At 29.1% G+C, this 17,375-nt stretch carries 15 protein-coding genes; all 15 read left to right on the top strand.

Translation table 11 applies throughout. The features are described from left to right. The first annotated feature begins 11 nt into the window (after positions 1 to 11). Positions 12 to 2,006 carry an NAD-dependent DNA ligase LigA gene (gene ligA, locus RH95_RS05345; RefSeq protein WP_010245569.1) on the top strand — a complete coding sequence of 665 codons (1,995 nt, stop codon included), beginning with the start codon at positions 12 to 14 and terminating at the stop codon, positions 2,004 to 2,006. Then, positions 1,999 to 2,280, top strand: a complete 282-nt coding sequence (gatC, locus tag RH95_RS05340) for an Asp-tRNA(Asn)/Glu-tRNA(Gln) amidotransferase subunit GatC (RefSeq protein WP_010245565.1) — start codon at positions 1,999 to 2,001, stop codon at positions 2,278 to 2,280. The genes ligA and gatC overlap by 8 nt, the downstream gene beginning before the upstream one ends. An 8-nt stretch (positions 2,281 to 2,288) precedes the next feature. Beyond that, positions 2,289 to 3,740 (top strand): Asp-tRNA(Asn)/Glu-tRNA(Gln) amidotransferase subunit GatA, encoded by a 1,452-nt coding sequence (gatA, locus tag RH95_RS05335; RefSeq protein ID WP_010245562.1) that lies wholly within the window; start codon positions 2,289 to 2,291, stop codon positions 3,738 to 3,740. Next, a complete protein-coding gene (gene gatB / locus RH95_RS05330) occupies positions 3,737 to 5,167 on the top strand; it encodes an Asp-tRNA(Asn)/Glu-tRNA(Gln) amidotransferase subunit GatB (RefSeq protein WP_010245559.1) in 1,431 nt (476 codons plus the stop codon). Before gatA ends, gatB begins: the two co-directional genes overlap by 4 nt. Before the next feature lie 219 nt (positions 5,168 to 5,386). Further along, positions 5,387 to 6,058, top strand: coding sequence for a response regulator transcription factor (locus tag RH95_RS05325; protein ID WP_010245555.1), 672 nt, complete (start codon positions 5,387 to 5,389; stop codon positions 6,056 to 6,058). Beyond that, complete coding sequence (locus tag RH95_RS05320; protein ID WP_010245552.1) at positions 6,042 to 7,478, top strand: sensor histidine kinase; 1,437 nt, start codon at positions 6,042 to 6,044, stop codon at positions 7,476 to 7,478. Before RH95_RS05325 ends, RH95_RS05320 begins: the two co-directional genes overlap by 17 nt. A 299-nt stretch (positions 7,479 to 7,777) precedes the next feature. Then, the gene (gene mraZ, locus RH95_RS05315; protein ID WP_010245549.1) at positions 7,778 to 8,206 is read left to right on the top strand and encodes a division/cell wall cluster transcriptional repressor MraZ; all 429 of its coding nucleotides are present in this window, start codon (positions 7,778 to 7,780) and stop codon (positions 8,204 to 8,206) included. Continuing rightward, positions 8,206 to 9,144 (top strand): 16S rRNA (cytosine(1402)-N(4))-methyltransferase RsmH, encoded by a 939-nt coding sequence (rsmH, locus tag RH95_RS05310; protein ID WP_010245547.1) that lies wholly within the window; start codon positions 8,206 to 8,208, stop codon positions 9,142 to 9,144. The genes mraZ and rsmH overlap by 1 nt, the downstream gene beginning before the upstream one ends. Before the next feature lies 1 nt (position 9,145). Then, the gene (locus tag RH95_RS05305; RefSeq protein WP_010245544.1) at positions 9,146 to 9,553 is read left to right on the top strand and encodes a septum formation initiator family protein; all 408 of its coding nucleotides are present in this window, start codon (positions 9,146 to 9,148) and stop codon (positions 9,551 to 9,553) included. A 10-nt stretch (positions 9,554 to 9,563) separates the two neighbouring features. After that, positions 9,564 to 11,975 carry a penicillin-binding transpeptidase domain-containing protein gene (locus RH95_RS05300; protein ID WP_010245541.1) on the top strand — a complete coding sequence of 804 codons (2,412 nt, stop codon included), beginning with the start codon at positions 9,564 to 9,566 and terminating at the stop codon, positions 11,973 to 11,975. A 15-nt stretch (positions 11,976 to 11,990) separates the two neighbouring features. Further along, entirely contained in the window at positions 11,991 to 12,941 is a 951-nt protein-coding gene (gene mraY, locus RH95_RS05295) for a phospho-N-acetylmuramoyl-pentapeptide-transferase (RefSeq protein ID WP_010245538.1), read from the top strand. A 9-nt stretch (positions 12,942 to 12,950) separates the two neighbouring features. Continuing rightward, a complete protein-coding gene (gene murD, locus RH95_RS05290; RefSeq protein WP_010245535.1) occupies positions 12,951 to 14,270 on the top strand; it encodes a UDP-N-acetylmuramoyl-L-alanine--D-glutamate ligase in 1,320 nt (439 codons plus the stop codon). After that, entirely contained in the window at positions 14,271 to 15,383 is a 1,113-nt protein-coding gene (locus tag RH95_RS05285) for an FtsW/RodA/SpoVE family cell cycle protein (RefSeq protein ID WP_010245532.1), read from the top strand. It abuts the gene before it with no gap. Further along, on the top strand, positions 15,380 to 16,459 hold the full coding sequence (gene murG / locus RH95_RS05280; RefSeq protein WP_010245529.1) for an undecaprenyldiphospho-muramoylpentapeptide beta-N-acetylglucosaminyltransferase: 1,080 nt from the start codon (positions 15,380 to 15,382) through the stop codon (positions 16,457 to 16,459). The genes RH95_RS05285 and murG overlap by 4 nt, the downstream gene beginning before the upstream one ends. Before the next feature lie 15 nt (positions 16,460 to 16,474). Beyond that, positions 16,475 to 17,299 carry a cell division protein FtsQ/DivIB gene (locus RH95_RS05275; protein WP_010245526.1) on the top strand — a complete coding sequence of 275 codons (825 nt, stop codon included), beginning with the start codon at positions 16,475 to 16,477 and terminating at the stop codon, positions 17,297 to 17,299. The last annotated feature ends 76 nt before the right edge of the window (positions 17,300 to 17,375 follow it).

Below are 17,375 nucleotides of genomic sequence, written 5' to 3'. Positions count from 1 at the left end.
TTGGTGAAAAAATGGATTCTAAAATAAAAGAAATGGATGATTTAATTACTGAAATAGATAGATTAAATTATCATTATTATACTTTGGACGATCCACTTTTGTCTGATGGAGAATATGACAAACTTTATGACAGACTTGTGAATCTTGAAAACGAAACAGGTACAATTTTATCCTACTCTCCTACAACAAGAGTTGGAGGTGCTATTTTAGATAAATTTGAAAAGCACACGCATCTTAATAGACTTTATTCCATGGATAAGGCTCAGAGCGAAGATGAACTTAAAACGTGGTATGAAAGAATAGAAAGATTTGTAGAAAATTATAATAATTCAAATATAAATAAATTGCCAGAGCCAGAATTTATTGTGGAATTAAAGTTTGATGGACTCACGATTAATTTGACTTACGAAAATAAAAATCTTATTATGGCTTCAACTAGAGGAAATGGAATAATTGGAGAAGAAATATTAGAACAAGTTAAGACAATTTATTCTGTTCCTCTTCGCATCAATTATCCTGGAAAAATTGAAGTGCAGGGAGAAGGTCTTATGCCGCTTTCTGAACTTCAAAAGTATAATGAAATAAATGATGAAAAATTAAAAAATGCAAGAAATGCAGCAGCTGGCGCTCTTAGAAATTTAGATCCAAAAGTTACCAAAAAAAGAAATCTGACAGCTTTTTTCTATAATGTTGGATATATTGAAGAAGAAATTTTTAAATCTGATGATGATATAAAAAATTTTTTGAGAAAAAATAATTTTAGAGTTTCAAAATATAATTTTAAAGTTAAACAATTTTCTGAGATTCTTGATAAAATAAAAAAGATTGAAGAAAATAGAAATAATTTAGATATTTTAATCGATGGTGTAACTATAAAAGTAAATGACATTGAAACGAGAAAAGCTTTGGGATATACAAATAAATTTCCAAGGTGGGCAGTGGCTTATAAATTTGAAGCAGAAGAAATTTCCACAAAACTTTTGGATGTGATATGGAACGTTGGAAGAACTGCAAAAGTAACGCCTTCTGCTATACTTGAACCAGTAGATATTGGTGGCGTAACTGTAAAAAGAGCTACTTTAAATAATTATGACGACATTTTGAGAAAGAAAGTAAAGATTGGTTCAAGGGTTTTAATTAGAAGGTCTAATGATGTAATACCAGAAATTTTGGGTACACTTCCAAGTACAGAAAAGACTTGCGATATAGAAAAGCCCAAAATCTGTCCTTATTGCGGGTCACATTTATATCAAGATGGAGTTCATATATTTTGTCCAAATACACTTTCATGTGTGCCACAACTTGTTTCAAGACTTACTCATTTTGCATCAAGAGATGCAATGGATATAGATGGTTTTAGTGAGAAGACTATTGAAAAATTAATGTCGATAGTTGATTTAAAGGAAATTCCAGATATCTACAAGTTGAAATATGATGATATAATTAAAATAGAAGGGTTCAAGGAAAAGAGAACACATAACCTTTTAAAAGCAATTGGAAACTCAAAAAATCCTAATCTTGAAAATTTTATTTATGCACTTGGAATTCCAAATGTTGGCATAAAAACAGCAAGAGATCTTTCCAATCATTTTAAAAGTTTTAACAAATTAAAAAATTCTAATGAGGAAGAATTAATTTCTATTGGAGATATTGGAGAAATAACTGCTAGAGAGATTGTAAAGTTTTTTAATGATGAGAGAATAAATTCTTCTGTCGATGAACTTTTCGAACTTGGAGTAAGTCCAAAATTTCATGAAGATAATAGTCGAAAGCCACTTTTAGATAAGAAAGTTGTAATTACGGGCACTCTTGAGATTCCAAGAAAAGAATTAGAAGAGAAGTTAATTTCTTATGGAGCAAAGGTGACTGGATCTGTAAGTAAAAATACAGATTTTGTAGTCGCTGGAGAAAATCCTGGTTCAAAATATAAAAAGGCTCAGTCTTTGGGAATAGAAATTTTAAATTTAGAAGAACTTAAAAAATTAGTAGGGGGTTTAAATGAATAAAGAAGATATAAAGCACATTGCAAATATTGCACAAATTGATTTTTCTGATGAAGAGCTAGAAAAATTTGCACCGACTTTTGAAGAAAATGTTGAGCTTGTAAATAAAATAAAAGATATTGACACAGAAGATGTTGATAAAGTTTTCCAAGTAAATGGCACAGAAAATAATATTCGTGAAGATAAAGAAAAAAAGTCTTTTTCACAAGAAGAGGCATTAGAAAATGCTGCTACTAAAAAATACGGTTATTTTAAACTTATAAAATTTGTAGACTAGGAGGACCAATGACTTTTACTAATTTAAAAGCTTGGGAGATTGCCCAAGGATATAGAAATAGAGATTTTTCTTGTGAAGAAGTTACAAGAGAATTTTTGGAAAATATAAAAGAAAAAGATGGAGAAATTAATTCTTATATAATTGTCACAGAAGATATTGCTATGGAAAATGCCAAAAAAGTTGATGAAAAATTTCAAAATAGAGAAGAATTATCAGAACTTGCAGGTATTCCGATTTCAATAAAAGATAATGTTTCTGTAAAAGATGTCAAGATGACTTGTGGCTCAAGAATGCTAGAAAATTATATTTCGCCTTATGATGCAGCTCTTGTTGAAAAAATCAAAAACAATGATGGAGTTATCCTTGGTAAAGTCAATATGGATGAGTTTGCAATGGGAGCTTCAACTAGGACTTCTTATTTTGGCGTTACAAAAAACCCTTTGGATTTTAATAGAGTTTCAGGAGGATCCTCAGGAGGATCTGCAGCTTCTGTAAGTGCAAATATGGCTGCTATTTCAATTGGTACAGATACTGGTGGATCAGTTAGACAGCCTTCAAGTTTCTGTAAAACTGTGGGAATGAAACCGACTTATGGTTCAATATCTAGATATGGAATTTCTTCTATGGCAAATACTTTTGATTCGCCAGGTGTGATTGCAAATGATGTTAGAGATTTGACCATGATGTTTAATGTCATTGAAGGAAAAGATGAAAGAGATGCAACATCTGTGGGCAATCCTGGATTGAATTTTTCTTTTGATTTTTCAGATGACGCTATAAAAAATTTAGAAGGTAGAAAATTTGCGATTCCAAAAATATATCTTGAAATGGATTTAGAAAAAAGAGTTAGAGAAGAACTTGAAAAGGCAATTGAAATTTTAAAAGAAAATGGTGCAATTGTAGAAGACTATGATATTGAATCACTTAATCACACAATTGAAACTTATAATATTTTAGTAAATGGTGAAATTGCATCTAATATGGCAAGGTTTGATTCAATAAGATTTGGTCACAGAACTGATAAAAAGTTTGAAACAATTGAGGAGATGTACCGTGCATCAAGAAGTGAAGGCTTTGGAGATGAAGTAAAAAGAAGAATAATGATTGGCACACATATATTGTCAATGGATAATGCAGATGATTTTTATTATAAAGCTTTAAAGGTCAGGGGTCTTATTAAAAAAGATATGGATAGAATGTTTAAGGATTATGATTTTATGATTTGTCCAACATTCCCATCTCTTCCTTTTAGAATTGATGATGATATGAGTCCAGTAGAAATGTATCAAGCAGATTTATTTACAATTCCTGCAAATATGGTGGGTTCTCCATCTATTTCACTTCCAATGCCAGTAGGTGATGATGGTCTTTCTGTTGGAATTGAATTTACTGCGAAGAGATTTAAAGATAAAGATTTACTTCAAGCAGCACTTGCTTTTGAAAGGAGTTTAAATAAATGAAATATAAAACAATTGTAGGTTTGGAAATTCACGTTGAACTTTCAACAAATACAAAGGCCTTTTGTTCATGCAAAAACTCCTTTGGAGATGAACCGAATACAAATGTGTGTCCAGTGTGCTTGGCTCTTCCTGGAGGAATGCCTGTTTTAAATAGAAATGTAATAAATTATACAGTTATGGCAGGAACTGCTTTTAATTGCAAAATAAATAATAAATCAAAGTTTGATAGAAAAAATTATTTTTATCCAGATTTGACAAAGGGATTTCAAATAACACAAAATGACAGTCCAATTTGCACAGATGGTTATCTTGAAATTGAAAGTGAAGATGGCAAGAAAAAAATTGGCCTTTTTCAAATTCAAATGGAAGAAGATACAGCCAAAAGTCTTCATACAGAAGAAAATGAAACGCTAATGGACTACAATAGATGTGGAGTTCCACTAATTGAAATTGTTACTAAACCAGATATTTCAAGTGGAAAAGAAGCACGTGAGTTTTTGGAAAAATTAAAATCAACTTTAAGATTTTTGGGTATTTCTGACTGCAAAATGGAAGAGGGATCTCTTAGATGTGATGTTAATGTAAATGTAAAAGATTTAGAAACTGGAGAAAAAACACAAATAACAGAAGTAAAAAATTTAAATTCTTTTAGAGGTGTTGAGAAAGCAATTGATTTTGAAGTTGAAAGACATATAAAACTTCTTGAAAATCACGAAGAAGAGATTAAGACTACGAGAAGATGGGATGACGCAAAAAATGAAACAGTTTTAATGAGGGTTAAATACACTGCAAATGATTATAGATTTGCACCTGAAGGAGACCTTCCAATAATTCATATAACAGATGATGAAATTAAAAATATTGTAGAGAGTATGCCTGAACTTCCAGAAGCTATGGTAGAAAGATTTGTAAGAGATTACAAAATAACAAGAGAAGATGCCTTAGTTTTAACTTCATCAAGAGAACTTGCAAAATTCTTTGAAGATGTAGCAAGTGATTTTTCAGATTATACCTTGTTGTCCAATTGGATTCAAACAGAAATATTAAGAAGAATAGAAATTTCTGATGATGAAATTTTTGAACTTCCTTTTGAAAATAAAGAATTTATCAAACTTTTAAATGCAATTAAGAGTGAAAAAATTAGCAACAATGCCGGCAAAAAAGTTTTAAGGGAAATGTTTGAAACAGGTGATGGAGCCAATGAAATTATAGAAAGGCTAGGTCTTGTTCAAATGACAGATTTATCTGCAATAGAGAAAATTGTAGATGAGGTTTTATCCGAAAATGAACAATCTATAATTGATTTTAAAGAAGGAAAAGATAGAGCTCTTGGATTTTTGGTAGGGCAAGTTATGAAGAAGTCACGAGGAAAGGCCAATCCAAAAGTTGCAAATGAAATGCTTGTAAATAAAATGAATAAGAGATAATTTATTTTATCTTAAATAAAATTAAAATTTAAGGTGTCCATTGGGCATCTTTTTTTTATATAACGTAAAGATTGTTACAAATTTATATTAGTATTGATATAATTAAGAAAAGAATTAATTTTTTAAATTAGACTTAAAAGTTTTGTGAAAGCTAATTACAATTAATTTATTTGTCATAAATTATTCACAAATTTTAATTATAATAAAGCAGGTGATAAAATGTTTAAAATTTTAGTTGTCGATGATGAAAAAAGTATAAGAGAAGTTATAAGAACTTATGCAGAATTCGAAGGTCATGAAGTTGTAGAAGCATCTGATGGTCTTGAAGCAATAGATAGAGTAAAAGAAGAAGATTTTGATGTAATTGTAATGGATATTATGATGCCAAAACTTGATGGATTTTCTTCTTACAAAGAAATAAGAAAATTAAAAGATATTCCTGTTTTGATGCTCTCAGCAAGGGGAGAAGAGTATGATAAGTTATTTGGATTTGAAATAGGAATTGATGATTATGTTACAAAACCTTTCTCTCCAAAAGAACTTATGGCAAGATTAAATGTTATTGTAAACAGAAATAATAAGATTGAAGAAAATAATAAAATGGAATTTGAAGGTTTAAAAATTGATTTAGATGGAAGGGTAGTCTTTGTAGATAATGAAATCGTTGAACTTACTCCAAAGGAATATGATCTTTTAGTTTATATGGTAAAGAATAAAAATATCGCATTGTCAAGAGATAAACTTTTAAATCAAGTTTGGGGATATGATTTTTATGGAGAAGATAGGACTGTTGATACTCACATAAAAATGCTTAGAAATTCTATTAAACAGTATAGAAAATTTATTGTTACCGTTAGAGGAGTAGGATATAAGTTTGACACAAGAAATTAAAGAAATAAAAAAAATTAAAATCGACAAAAATAGCATCTTATTTAAGCTTTGGGAATATTTTGTAATTTTTGCTGGACTAATTTTAATTTCTATTTGGCTTTTTCAAACTGTTTTTTTGTCCAGCTTTTATGAAACTATGAAAATAAGAGAAGTAACAAAAGTCGGCAATGAGCTTAGGAATGAATATGAATCTTCTGATTTTGAAACTAAACTTTCTAATTATGCGAATACTAAGGGCCTTGAAATTAAAGTTTTGGATGAAAATGGAGCTTGGGTTTTTCCTCTTAGATTATTTGACGAATTTGTTGAGAGACCAAGAATGATTTGGGAAAATTTTGATAAATTTTTTGGATCTCTTAAAAGGGATAACAGGACTTACAAAATTTATACGGTAAAATATGAAAACTTAAAAGATCCCTCTATAATTTATGCAGGTTACTTGGGAAACACTGATGGAGAAGATTATTATCTTTACATTAATTCTGTATTAAAGCCAGTAGATGCAACTGTAGATGTTATTAGAAGGATGCTTATTATAATTTCTTTTTTGTCCCTTATTTTTGCGTCAATAACAGCTTATTTTGTTTCAAAAAGACTTTCTAGACCTCTTGTGAGAATGTCCAATACTGCAAAAGAACTTGCAGCAGGCGATTATAAAGTTAAGTTTAAAAAGGGCGAGTATACAGAAATTGATAATTTGTCAAACACTCTTAATTATGCGAAAAATGAACTTACAAAGACGATTGAGATGAGAAAGGATTTAGTTGCAAATGTAAGTCACGATTTAAAAACACCTCTAACAGTTATAAAATCCTATGGAGAAATGATTAGAGATATTTCTGGACCAAATGAAGAACTTAGGAATAGACATTTAGAAACTATTATAAGTGAAGCAGATAATTTGACAGACTTAGTAAATGATTTATTAGATCTTTCTAAAATTGAATCAAATCTTGAAGAAATAAAGAAAGAGGAATTTGATTTGAATGATTCTTTAGGTGAAGTTTTAGACAGATTTAAAATAAATAAAAACTGTTCTGATTATAAATTTATAGTTGAATCAAAGGGCAATACAAAAATAAAAGGAGATAAATCTAAGATAAAGCAAGTAATTTATAATTTAATAAACAATGCTATAAATTATTCTCCAGATAATAAAAATATAAAAATTATAATTTCGGGAGATGAAAATATAACAGAGTTTCATTGTATTGATAAAGGAATAGGTATAAGAGAAGAAGATATTGAAGAAATTTGGGATAGATTTTATAGAGTTAGAGATAATCATACAAGACCAGAAATTGGAACAGGACTTGGTCTTTATATTGTAAAGACTATTTTAGAGCTTCATAATTTTGAGTATGGAGTTAATTCAAAAATAAATGAAGGATCTGATTTTTATTTTATAGGAACAAAATAATTACTGATATGTTAATATTTGTTAATCTTTTGGTTTAAAATTAAATAAAAAAATTAATCGACTAGAGATAGTCGATTTTTTTTTGTAAAATTGAAATTCCTAATAATTTAATATTATTTAAGTTAAAAATTATAGTTTTTATTAAGCTGTTTCATGCAAATTAAAAAATAAGGCCCATAGTCCTATTTTTTAAAAACTAGTTAAAATACTAGAAGAAGAAATGTTTATGTAGTAAAATTAACTTAAGTGGAGCAAAGTGGTTCAAAAATTAATATAAATGGAATAAAGTGGAGAATAAAATGTTGATAGGGGAGTTCAAACACAATTTAGATCCCAAGGGAAGAATTACAATTCCATCAAAGTTTAGAGAAGATCTTTCAGTTTTTGTGATGACTAAAGGTCTAGATGACTGTCTATTTTTATATCCAAAGGAACAGTGGGAAAAGATTGAAAATAAATTAAAAGAACTTCCTATGACAAATAGAGCCGTTAGGTCTTTTGTGAGAACATTTTTCTCTGGTGCAGTTGATTGTGTTTTAGATAAACAAGGAAGAGTATTGATAGCTGAAAATTTAAGGGAATATGCTTCTCTTGAAGATAAATGTGTGATAATTGGTCTTTCAAATCGCTGTGAAATTTGGTCTGAAGAAAATTGGAACAAATACAATGAAGAAGAAGCACTTTCTTATGAGGAACTTGCAGAAAAAATGTCGGAGTTGGGAATATGATGGATTTTGAACATAAGAGTGTTCTTTTAGAGGAAACAATTGAAGAACTAAATGTAAGAGAAGGAAAAATTTATATTGATGGAACTTTAGGCGGAGCAGGACATAGCTTTGAAATTTTAAAAAAATTAAAAGGGACAGGTCTTTTAATTGGAATAGATCAAGATAAGGAAGCTCTCGATGCTGCCAAAAGCAAACTTTCTCAGTTTGAAAATGTTAAATTTTTTAATTTGAATTATGTTGATTTTGAAAAAGCATTAGATGAACTTGGGATAGAAAAAGTAGATGGAATTCTTTTAGATATTGGAGTTTCTTCCTATCAATTTGATAATCCACAGAGAGGTTTTTCTTATAGATTTGATGCACCACTTGACATGAGAATGGATCAAAATTTAGATATTTCTGCAAGAGATATTGTAAATACATATAGTGAAAGTGAAATAACTAAAATTATTAAAGATTATGGAGAAGAAAAGTGGGCTTCTCGAATTGCGAAATTTATTGTGGAAGATAGAAAAGTAAAAGATATAGACACGACATTTGAGCTTGTTGAAATTATAAAAAAAGCGATACCAATTGGAGCGAGAAGGAATGGGCATCATCCTGCTAAGAGAACTTTTCAAGCACTTAGGATTGAAGTCAATAAAGAACTTGATGTTTTAGAAAATTCTATTGAAAAATTTGTAAAAAAATTAAATCCTGGTGGAAGAATTGCAATAATAACTTTTCATTCGCTAGAGGATAGAATTGTAAAAAATTCTTTTAAATATTTAGAAAAGGATTGTATATGTCCACCTAGTTCACCAATTTGTACTTGTGACAAGAAAAGAGAAATAAAGATAATTACAAGAAAGCCTATTACTGCAAGTGATAGAGAACTTTGTGAAAATAATAGGTCGCATTCAGCGAAACTTAGAGTTGCCGAAAAAATAGAGGTGTGAAATGGCAAAAAGATTAACTAAAATTTCAAATAAAAGTTATAATAGATATAAGACTAAACTTTTAAATAATAAGCCGTTTATTTTTACTGTGACAATTGTAGTAATTATTTTAATCTCTATTTTAATTTTGTATTCACAAATTGCGGGCCTTGATAGGGAAATTTTAAGTCAAAAAAATGAAATTGAAGAATTAAATAAAACTAAGACGACTCTTGTAGGAGAAATTAAAGCCGTAAAATCTTCTTCTCAAATTGCTGAAGAGGCTATGTATAAACTTGGTATGGTCTATCCTTCTGAAGATCAAATTGTTTATATTGATTCTGGAGAAGAGGAGAATCGAAAGGATATTAATTATAATGTGTTTTTGAGTCCTATTGTTTCTGTTCTCAGATCTTTTACAAGAGATTAGGAGGATATAATTGAAAAATGATAAAAATAAAGCTAGAGATAGAAAGATCAAAAGTGGATTTAAAGGGCGAAATCAAAATGCCAATAAATTCATATTTATATTTTTTATCTTTCTAGCTTTTTTATTTGTAATATTAGTGGGAAAACTTTTGTACATTCAAATAGTTCAATCGGAAGAGTTAACTATTTCTGCATTAAATCAGCTCACAAGAACTGAAGTCATAAATTCTAATAGAGGTATAATTTATGACAGAAATAAAAAAGAAATGGCAATTAATATAACTAAGTGCAATGTTTTTTATAACATGGATTATTTAAAACAAAATAAAAAAGAAAGTGATAAAGAGTTCGAAAAGAGAAAGGAAAAGTTATATAGTGAAGATGCCAAGATTATTTCAGATGTAATAGAAATTGATTATGATGAAATAAAAGACAAGATGAAGGGTGATAAGGTAGTTAGATTAGCTACTAATGTAGATAGAAATAAGGCCAATAAACTTAAAGAGTTGAGAACAAAAATTATTGAAGAAAATAAAAGTAAAAAGGAAAACAGAAAAAATAATCTCTACGCTCTTTCCATAGATGATGTTACTAGAAGGCTTTATCCTTTTAACAATCTTGCTTCTTATGTAATTGGTTTTACAAATGATGAAAATGTTGGACAATATGGAATTGAAGCAAGCTATGATGAGGAACTGACAGGGATATCTGGTAAAAATGTTTCTTTAAAAGACAATGCTTCAAACAAAATTCCACTTACAGATGAAGAAACTTATGCACCAAAGGAAGGTTATTCTATTGTTCTTTCTATTGATTCAAATATTCAACAATTTGCAGAAACTGCGGCTATCAATGCAAAAAAAGAACATGATGCAGATAAAGTTTCTGTAATAGTTCAAGATACAATGACTGGCGAAATTTTGGCAATGACTACAAAAGATGATTATAATTTAAATAATCCAAAATCTCCCATAAATGATAAACAAGAAGAAGAGTGGGATAAGTTAGATAATGACGAAAAAATGGAAGTCTTGTATTCTAATTGGAGAGATTTTAATGTAAATGATCAATATGAACCAGGCTCTACATTTAAACTTATAACAGCAGCTGCTGCTATTGAGCAAAATACTTCTCAACCTGATTCTCAATATACGTGTGCTGGAACAATGAAAGTTGGAGATAGAAAATTAACCTGTACTAGTGTAACTAGAGGTAGTAAAACTCTTGCAAAAGCAATTGAGGAGTCTTGCAATATGACGCTTGTACAAGTTGGTCAAAATCTTGGGAAAGAAGAATTTTTAAGATATATAAAAGCTTTTGGGTTTGGTCAAAAGACTGGAATAGAACTTTATGGCGAATCGACAGGAATCATTCCAAGTTCAAGCGAAGAAATAAATAGAGTCAAACTTGCAACAATGTCTTATGGTCATTCTATTGCTGTTTCTCCGATTCAACTTGTAAATGCTGTCAGTGCAATTTCTAATGGAGGATATCTAAACAAGCCAACTTTAATAAAAGAAATAGTAGATTCTAATGGAAATGTAATAGAAAAAAAGAGAACTGAGCTTAAAAGAAGGGTAATATCTGAAGAAACTTCTGATAAGATGAAACATATGATGAAACGAGTTGTGGAAAGTGGGACAGGAAAACTTGCACAAGTTCCGGGATATCAAGTTGGTGGAAAGTCAGGTACAGCAAACATTGCAACGCCAACAGGTTATATTGAAGCTTACAACTCTTCCTTTGTAGGTGTTGCCCCTTTAAATGATCCAAGACTTACTGTCTTAGTTGTGGTGAATAATCCTAAGGGAGGAATACTTGGGGGAGCAGTAGCTGCTCCAATAGTTCAAGAAATTTTAGAAAAGTCATTAAATTATATGAAAATTCCAAAAACTGAAGAAGTTGATGAAAAAGAAAACTATGTTTCAGTTCCAAATGTTGAAGGTCTTCTTTTGGAAGATGCTGGCAAAATTTTGTTAAAGGAAGGATTAAAATTTAATACTAATTCAGAAAATGTGGAAAACTATTCTGTTGTAATAAATCAAAGTCCTTCAGCTGGTTCATCTGTGTTATCAGATACAATTATTGATCTTGCAGTAAATGATAAAGATAGTGGGATGTTAATTATGCCAGACCTAAGTAAAAAGACTAGAAAAGAAAGTATATCTATTTTAAATTCTATGAATATAGAGTATAATATCAAAGGAAATGGCGACTTTATATCACAAAGTCCTAGTGCTGGTTCTAAAATAATTGGTGATAAAAGTGTCATAATTAATTATTCTAAAAGTGATGAAGATAGATTTGACGCTAATAATAAATTAGAAGAAGTAAATAAAAATTCAGAAGAAAATAATACTAATAAAATAAATAAAAAAGAAAATTCTAGAAGAAATAAAATAAAAAATAGTACAAAAAATTAAAATAATGGAGTAGAGATGGATTATTTAATTAATATATTATTGGGATTAATTTTTTCATTAATATTTGGAAAAATTTTAATTCCAATTTTGAAAAGACTTAATGCAGGACAAAGTATAAGAGAAGACGGGCCACAGAGTCATTTGATAAAAAGTGGAACTCCTACAATTGGAGGGATAATATTTTTGTCTTCCACACTTATTACAACTTTTCTAATAAAAAATTTAAAAGTTTCTGTTTTTATGATAATTTTTTCAACTTTTGCCTTTGGTGCAGTTGGATTTATTGATGATTATATTAAGGTTGTGAAAAAGAGAAATTTAGGTCTGCGTGCATATCAGAAGTTAATTTTACAAATAATTGTTGCTGTAGTATTAATTATCTATCAATACAATTCTAAAAACATGGTCACAGATGTATATATTCCATTTTTAAAAGATTACCGTTCTTTTGGTATTTTTTATATTCCTTTTATTATTTTTGTAATAGTTGGAACTGTAAATTCTGTAAATTTAACGGATGGTCTTGATGGACTGTCATCTAGTGTGACTATTATTTGTCTACTCTTTTTTGTTATATGTGCAAATAAGTTAAATAAACCAGAAATTGCAATTTTTTCGATGACTCTTGCAGCTTCTTTACTTGGATTTTTAGTTTTTAATAAATATCCAGCAAAAGTTTTTATGGGGGACACAGGGTCATTAGCTCTTGGTGGAGCAATTTCTGCTATTGCGCTTCTTTTAAATGTGCCACTAATTTTGCCAATTGCAGGTGGGATTTATTTTATAGAAACTCTCTCAGTTATTATCCAAGTTGTGAGTTTCAAGACAAGGGAAAAAAGAGTTTTTTTAATGGCACCACTTCATCATCACTATGAACAAAAGGGATGGCATGAAACAAAAATAGTTGCAGTATTTTGTGTAATTGAAATTATACTTTGTGTAATTTCATATTTGATTTTATTTTAGGTGATAAATATGTTAGAAAATAAAAATATATTGATTATGGGTTTTGGAGTAACTGGAAGAGCAGCTCTAAAATTTTTGAAAAACTATCCATGTAAAATTTATATTTATGATGGGAATGTAAAACTTGAGAATTTAAACATTGATGAAGATTTCATAATATTTAAAGAAGAGGATTTGGAAAAAATTGACTTAATAATAAAAAGTCCTGGTATTTATCCAGATCATGAAATTCTAGTTAATGCACGCAAAAAAAACATTGAAATAATTTCAGATATTGAACTTAGTTATAGAAATTTAAAAACTAAAAATATTGTATCAGTTACAGGTACGAATGGGAAAACTACAACTACTACAGTTATTGGTGATATTTTAAGAAGAGTGGGAAATACTTATGTAGTAGGAAATATTGGACTTGGGATTTTAGAAATAACTGAAGAAGCAAAGGAAAAAGATTATGTAGTAATTGAAGCATCATCTTTTCAGCTTGACGATACAGAAACTTTTAAGCCTCATATAGGAGTATTAACTTATGTGACAAGTGATCATTTAGATTGGCATAAAAGTGTAGAAAATTATGTAGATGCAAAATTTAAAATTTTTGCAAATCAAGATGAATTTGACTATGCAATCTTAAATTACGAAGACAAAAAACTTGCAGAAAGTTATAATATAAAGAGCCAAAAATATTATTTTTCTATGGAAAAAATTGACGAAAAGGGCGCCTATGTTGAAAATGGAAAGATATATTTTAATGATGGCAATAGAGTCTACGAGATAGTAGATACTAATCAAATAAAGATTTTAGGAGAACATAATATAAAAAATATTATGGCTGCAATAATAGTAGCTAGACTTTTAAATATTGATGACGAAATTATAATAAATAGCATTAAGTCCTTTACAGGTGTAGAGCATAGAATTGAGTTTGTAAGAGAAGTTGCTGGAGTAAAATATTATAATGATTCAAAGGGGACTAATCCAGATTCAACTGAAGTTGCAGTAGCTGCTATGGAAGGCGACGTAATTTTAATTGCAGGTGGTTATGATAAAGGCGCAAATTTTGATGACCTTGTAGAAAAATCAAAAAACAAATTAAAAGATGTAATTTTGTTTGGAGAAACTGCAGAGAAATTTTCAAAATCGTGTAAAAAATTCGGCGTGGAATTTTATATAGTAAGGGATTTAGGTAAAGCTGTTGAGCTTGCAAATAAGATTGCAGAAAATGGGGAAGACGTGCTTCTTTCACCTGCATGTGCATCCTGGGATATGTATAGAGATTACGAAGTGAGAGGAAGACATTTCAAAGATTTAGTTAGAGAGTTGGTATAGATGAAATTTAGAAGGGAAATAAAGGGTGTTGATTTAGTTCTTTTAATAAGTATGATTTTCTTAATAATCATTGGACTTATTGCTGTTACATCTGCATCCTTTCCCGCTGCCAAAAAAGATAATTTAAATAGTTTTTATTACTTAATAAGACAGGGAGTTTTTCTAATCCTTGGTGTATTCATTTTATTTTTTATTTTAAAAGTTCCAAGAGCTGTAATATATAAGAATATTTCGTGGATATTTTGGATGAGTATAGTTTTAATTCTATTATTATGGACTAGTCTTGGGGTTCACAGAAATGGACAGGTTAGATGGATTAGAATTCCAGGTATTGGCATTAATTTTCAACCTTCAGATATTTTAAAAATTTCTTCTATAATTTATTTTTCAAAGTATTTGTCCAGAAATGTTTATACACTAAAAAATCCTAAAACTTTTTTGACTGCTGTTGCTATTATGGGTATTTCAGTTGGACCTATAATGATAAAGGACTTTTCAACTGCAGTAGTAATTGGAGTTTCTTTATTTGCAATACTTCTTGCCGCAGGAATCAATAAGAAACAGTTTTTATTTTTAGTTTTACTTGGTGTAATTCTTATTTGGATTGTATTAAAGGATCCAGAAAATAAATTTAGACTAAATAGAATTTTTGGCTTTGTATCAGAATCTACAGATTATCAGTCTGCAGATCTTTATCAAGCCAGACAATCTCTTTATGCGATAGCTCTTGGAGGGTACTCTGGAGTTGGGCTTTTTAGGTCAAGACAAAAATACACAAATTTACCAGAAGCGTATACAGATTTTATTTTTTCTGTAATAGCAGAAGAATTTGGCTTTTTTGGTGTTTTAGTAATTATAATACTTTTTGTGACTTATATTTATAGAGGATACATGATTGCATTTAAAACAAACAATTATTTTGATAAATTTACTGCAATTGGCCTTACGACTTATATAGGAATACAGTCATTTTTTAATATGGGCGTTTGTGCAAAATTACTTCCAGTAACAGGAATTACACTTCCTTTTATATCTTATGGAGGTACTGCACTAGTAATGGCAATTGCATCTACGGCGATTTTACTTAAAATTTCGAAAGAAGGCATAGCATGAAATATATTTTATCTGGTGGTGGGACTGGAGGACATATTTATCCAGCACTGGCAATTGGTGAAGAAATAAAAAAGAAAGATAAAAGAGCACAAATTTTATATGTTGGCAAAAAAGATTCTTTAGAAGAAGAACTTGCAAAGAAATATAATTTTGATTTTGAAGGAATAGACGTATCAGGACTTCCAAGGAAAAAATTAAATAAAGACACAGTTATAACTTTTTTTAATTTAATGAAGGGTTTAAACCAATGCACAAAAATTCTAGACAAATTTAAGCCAGATATTGTAATAGGCACTGGTGGATATGTATGTGGTCCTATTGTATTTAAAGCACAACAAAAAAAGATAAAAACAGTGATTCAAGAGCAAAATGCTTATCCTGGAAAGACAAATAAAATTTTGGCAAAAAAGGCTGATTTTGTCTTTATAAATTTTATGGAAGCAAAGAAGTATTTAGATAATGAAAATATAATATTTACAGGAAATCCTGTTAGAGATATTTTTTCTCATGTTGATAGAGAAGAATCTAGAAAATCATTAAATATAAATACTAAAGAAAAATTTGTCTTTTCTTTTGGAGGCAGTGGAGGTCAAGAATCCACAAATGATGCAATAATAGAGATTTTAAATAAAAATGAAAAGTTGCCCTTTAGGTTAACTCATGTAACTGGAAGAGAACACTATGAATATTTTATGAGAAAAGTCGAAAAGGTTCCAGAAAATGTAGAGATACTTGATTATACTCACAAAGTTTATGACTATTTGTCAAGTGCAGATCTTGTAATTGCATCATCTTCTGCTATGACCTTGGCAGAAATTTCTGCGATAGGAATTGCATCCTTATTAATTCCAAAAGCATATACGGCTGGAAATCATCAGTATTTTAATGCAAAGAGTTATAGCAATATGGGTGCAAGTGTAGTAATAGAAGAAGAAAATTTAAATGGTGAAATTTTGCTATCAAATATAAATAAAATTTTAGAGAACAATGAAGATAGGTCGATTATGGCAGAAAATTCTAAGAAACTGGCAAGCCCAGATGCAGTTTCAAAGATAGTTGATTTATTATTAAAATAATTTTAAAGTGATTTTATGAAAAAGTCGGAAAAGAAAAAAAGAAAATTGAATAAAAAGAAGAAATATTTTAAAATTTTTAGTAGATTTTTTATATTTTTTTCCTTCATTTTTTTATTAGTGTTTGCTATCAAGAATTCTAACATTTTTAGTATAAAAAATGTTGTAGTTGAAGGTAATAAAGTAGTTAGTGCTGATACAATAAAGAAAGTTTCAGGCCTAAAAAAAGGAAATAAATATTTTTATATATCTAAAAGAGAAAGATTGAAAAAAATAAAATCAATTCCTTACATAAAGGATGCAAAAATATCTTACAATATAACTGGGAGAGTGAAGGTTGTTGTAAGTGAGAGAACGGCTTATTACCAAATTGAATCGAATGAATATTTAATAGTGGATGAAAATTTTAGGATAATTGCTAAATTAGATAAAAAAGAAGAGAATCTGGTGAATTTAATGGGATTTAATGTGGAAAATTCTGAGCCAGGAAGTTATATTTTAAGTAATAAAGAAGATAAAGAAAAAAGAGATCTTTTAATGGAACTTAGAAGTGAAGAATATTCTCTTCACGGCAATATCAGAGATATAGAACTTTTAGATTCAATAGCGACTTTCACAACAGTTGAAGGCATAAAAGTTGAGTTTGGATCATATAGTAACACTTCTTATAAATTAAAAATGCTTTCTTTAATTTTAGACGATATTAAGAAGACAAATAAGAATGCAATTCTAATTCAAATGGAAAAAGGAGATAGTCCAATTTTAATAACAGATGGAGAAGAAGATAATAAAAGTAAAAAAGAAGAAAAAGATAAATCTTATAGAGAAGTAGAAAAAAATTGATACATTATAAATAAAGATTAGCAATTGACCTTTATATATTGACTAATTGCCAGACTTTCTATAAAATAAGAGTAAT

This window comes from Peptoniphilus rhinitidis 1-13, from assembly GCF_000246925.1.
Taxonomy (GTDB): Bacteria; Bacillota; Clostridia; order Tissierellales; family Peptoniphilaceae; genus Peptoniphilus_A; species Peptoniphilus_A lacydonensis.
The sequence above is the reverse complement of the archived record's forward strand: the minus strand, read 5'-3'. Positions and strand labels throughout refer to the sequence as shown.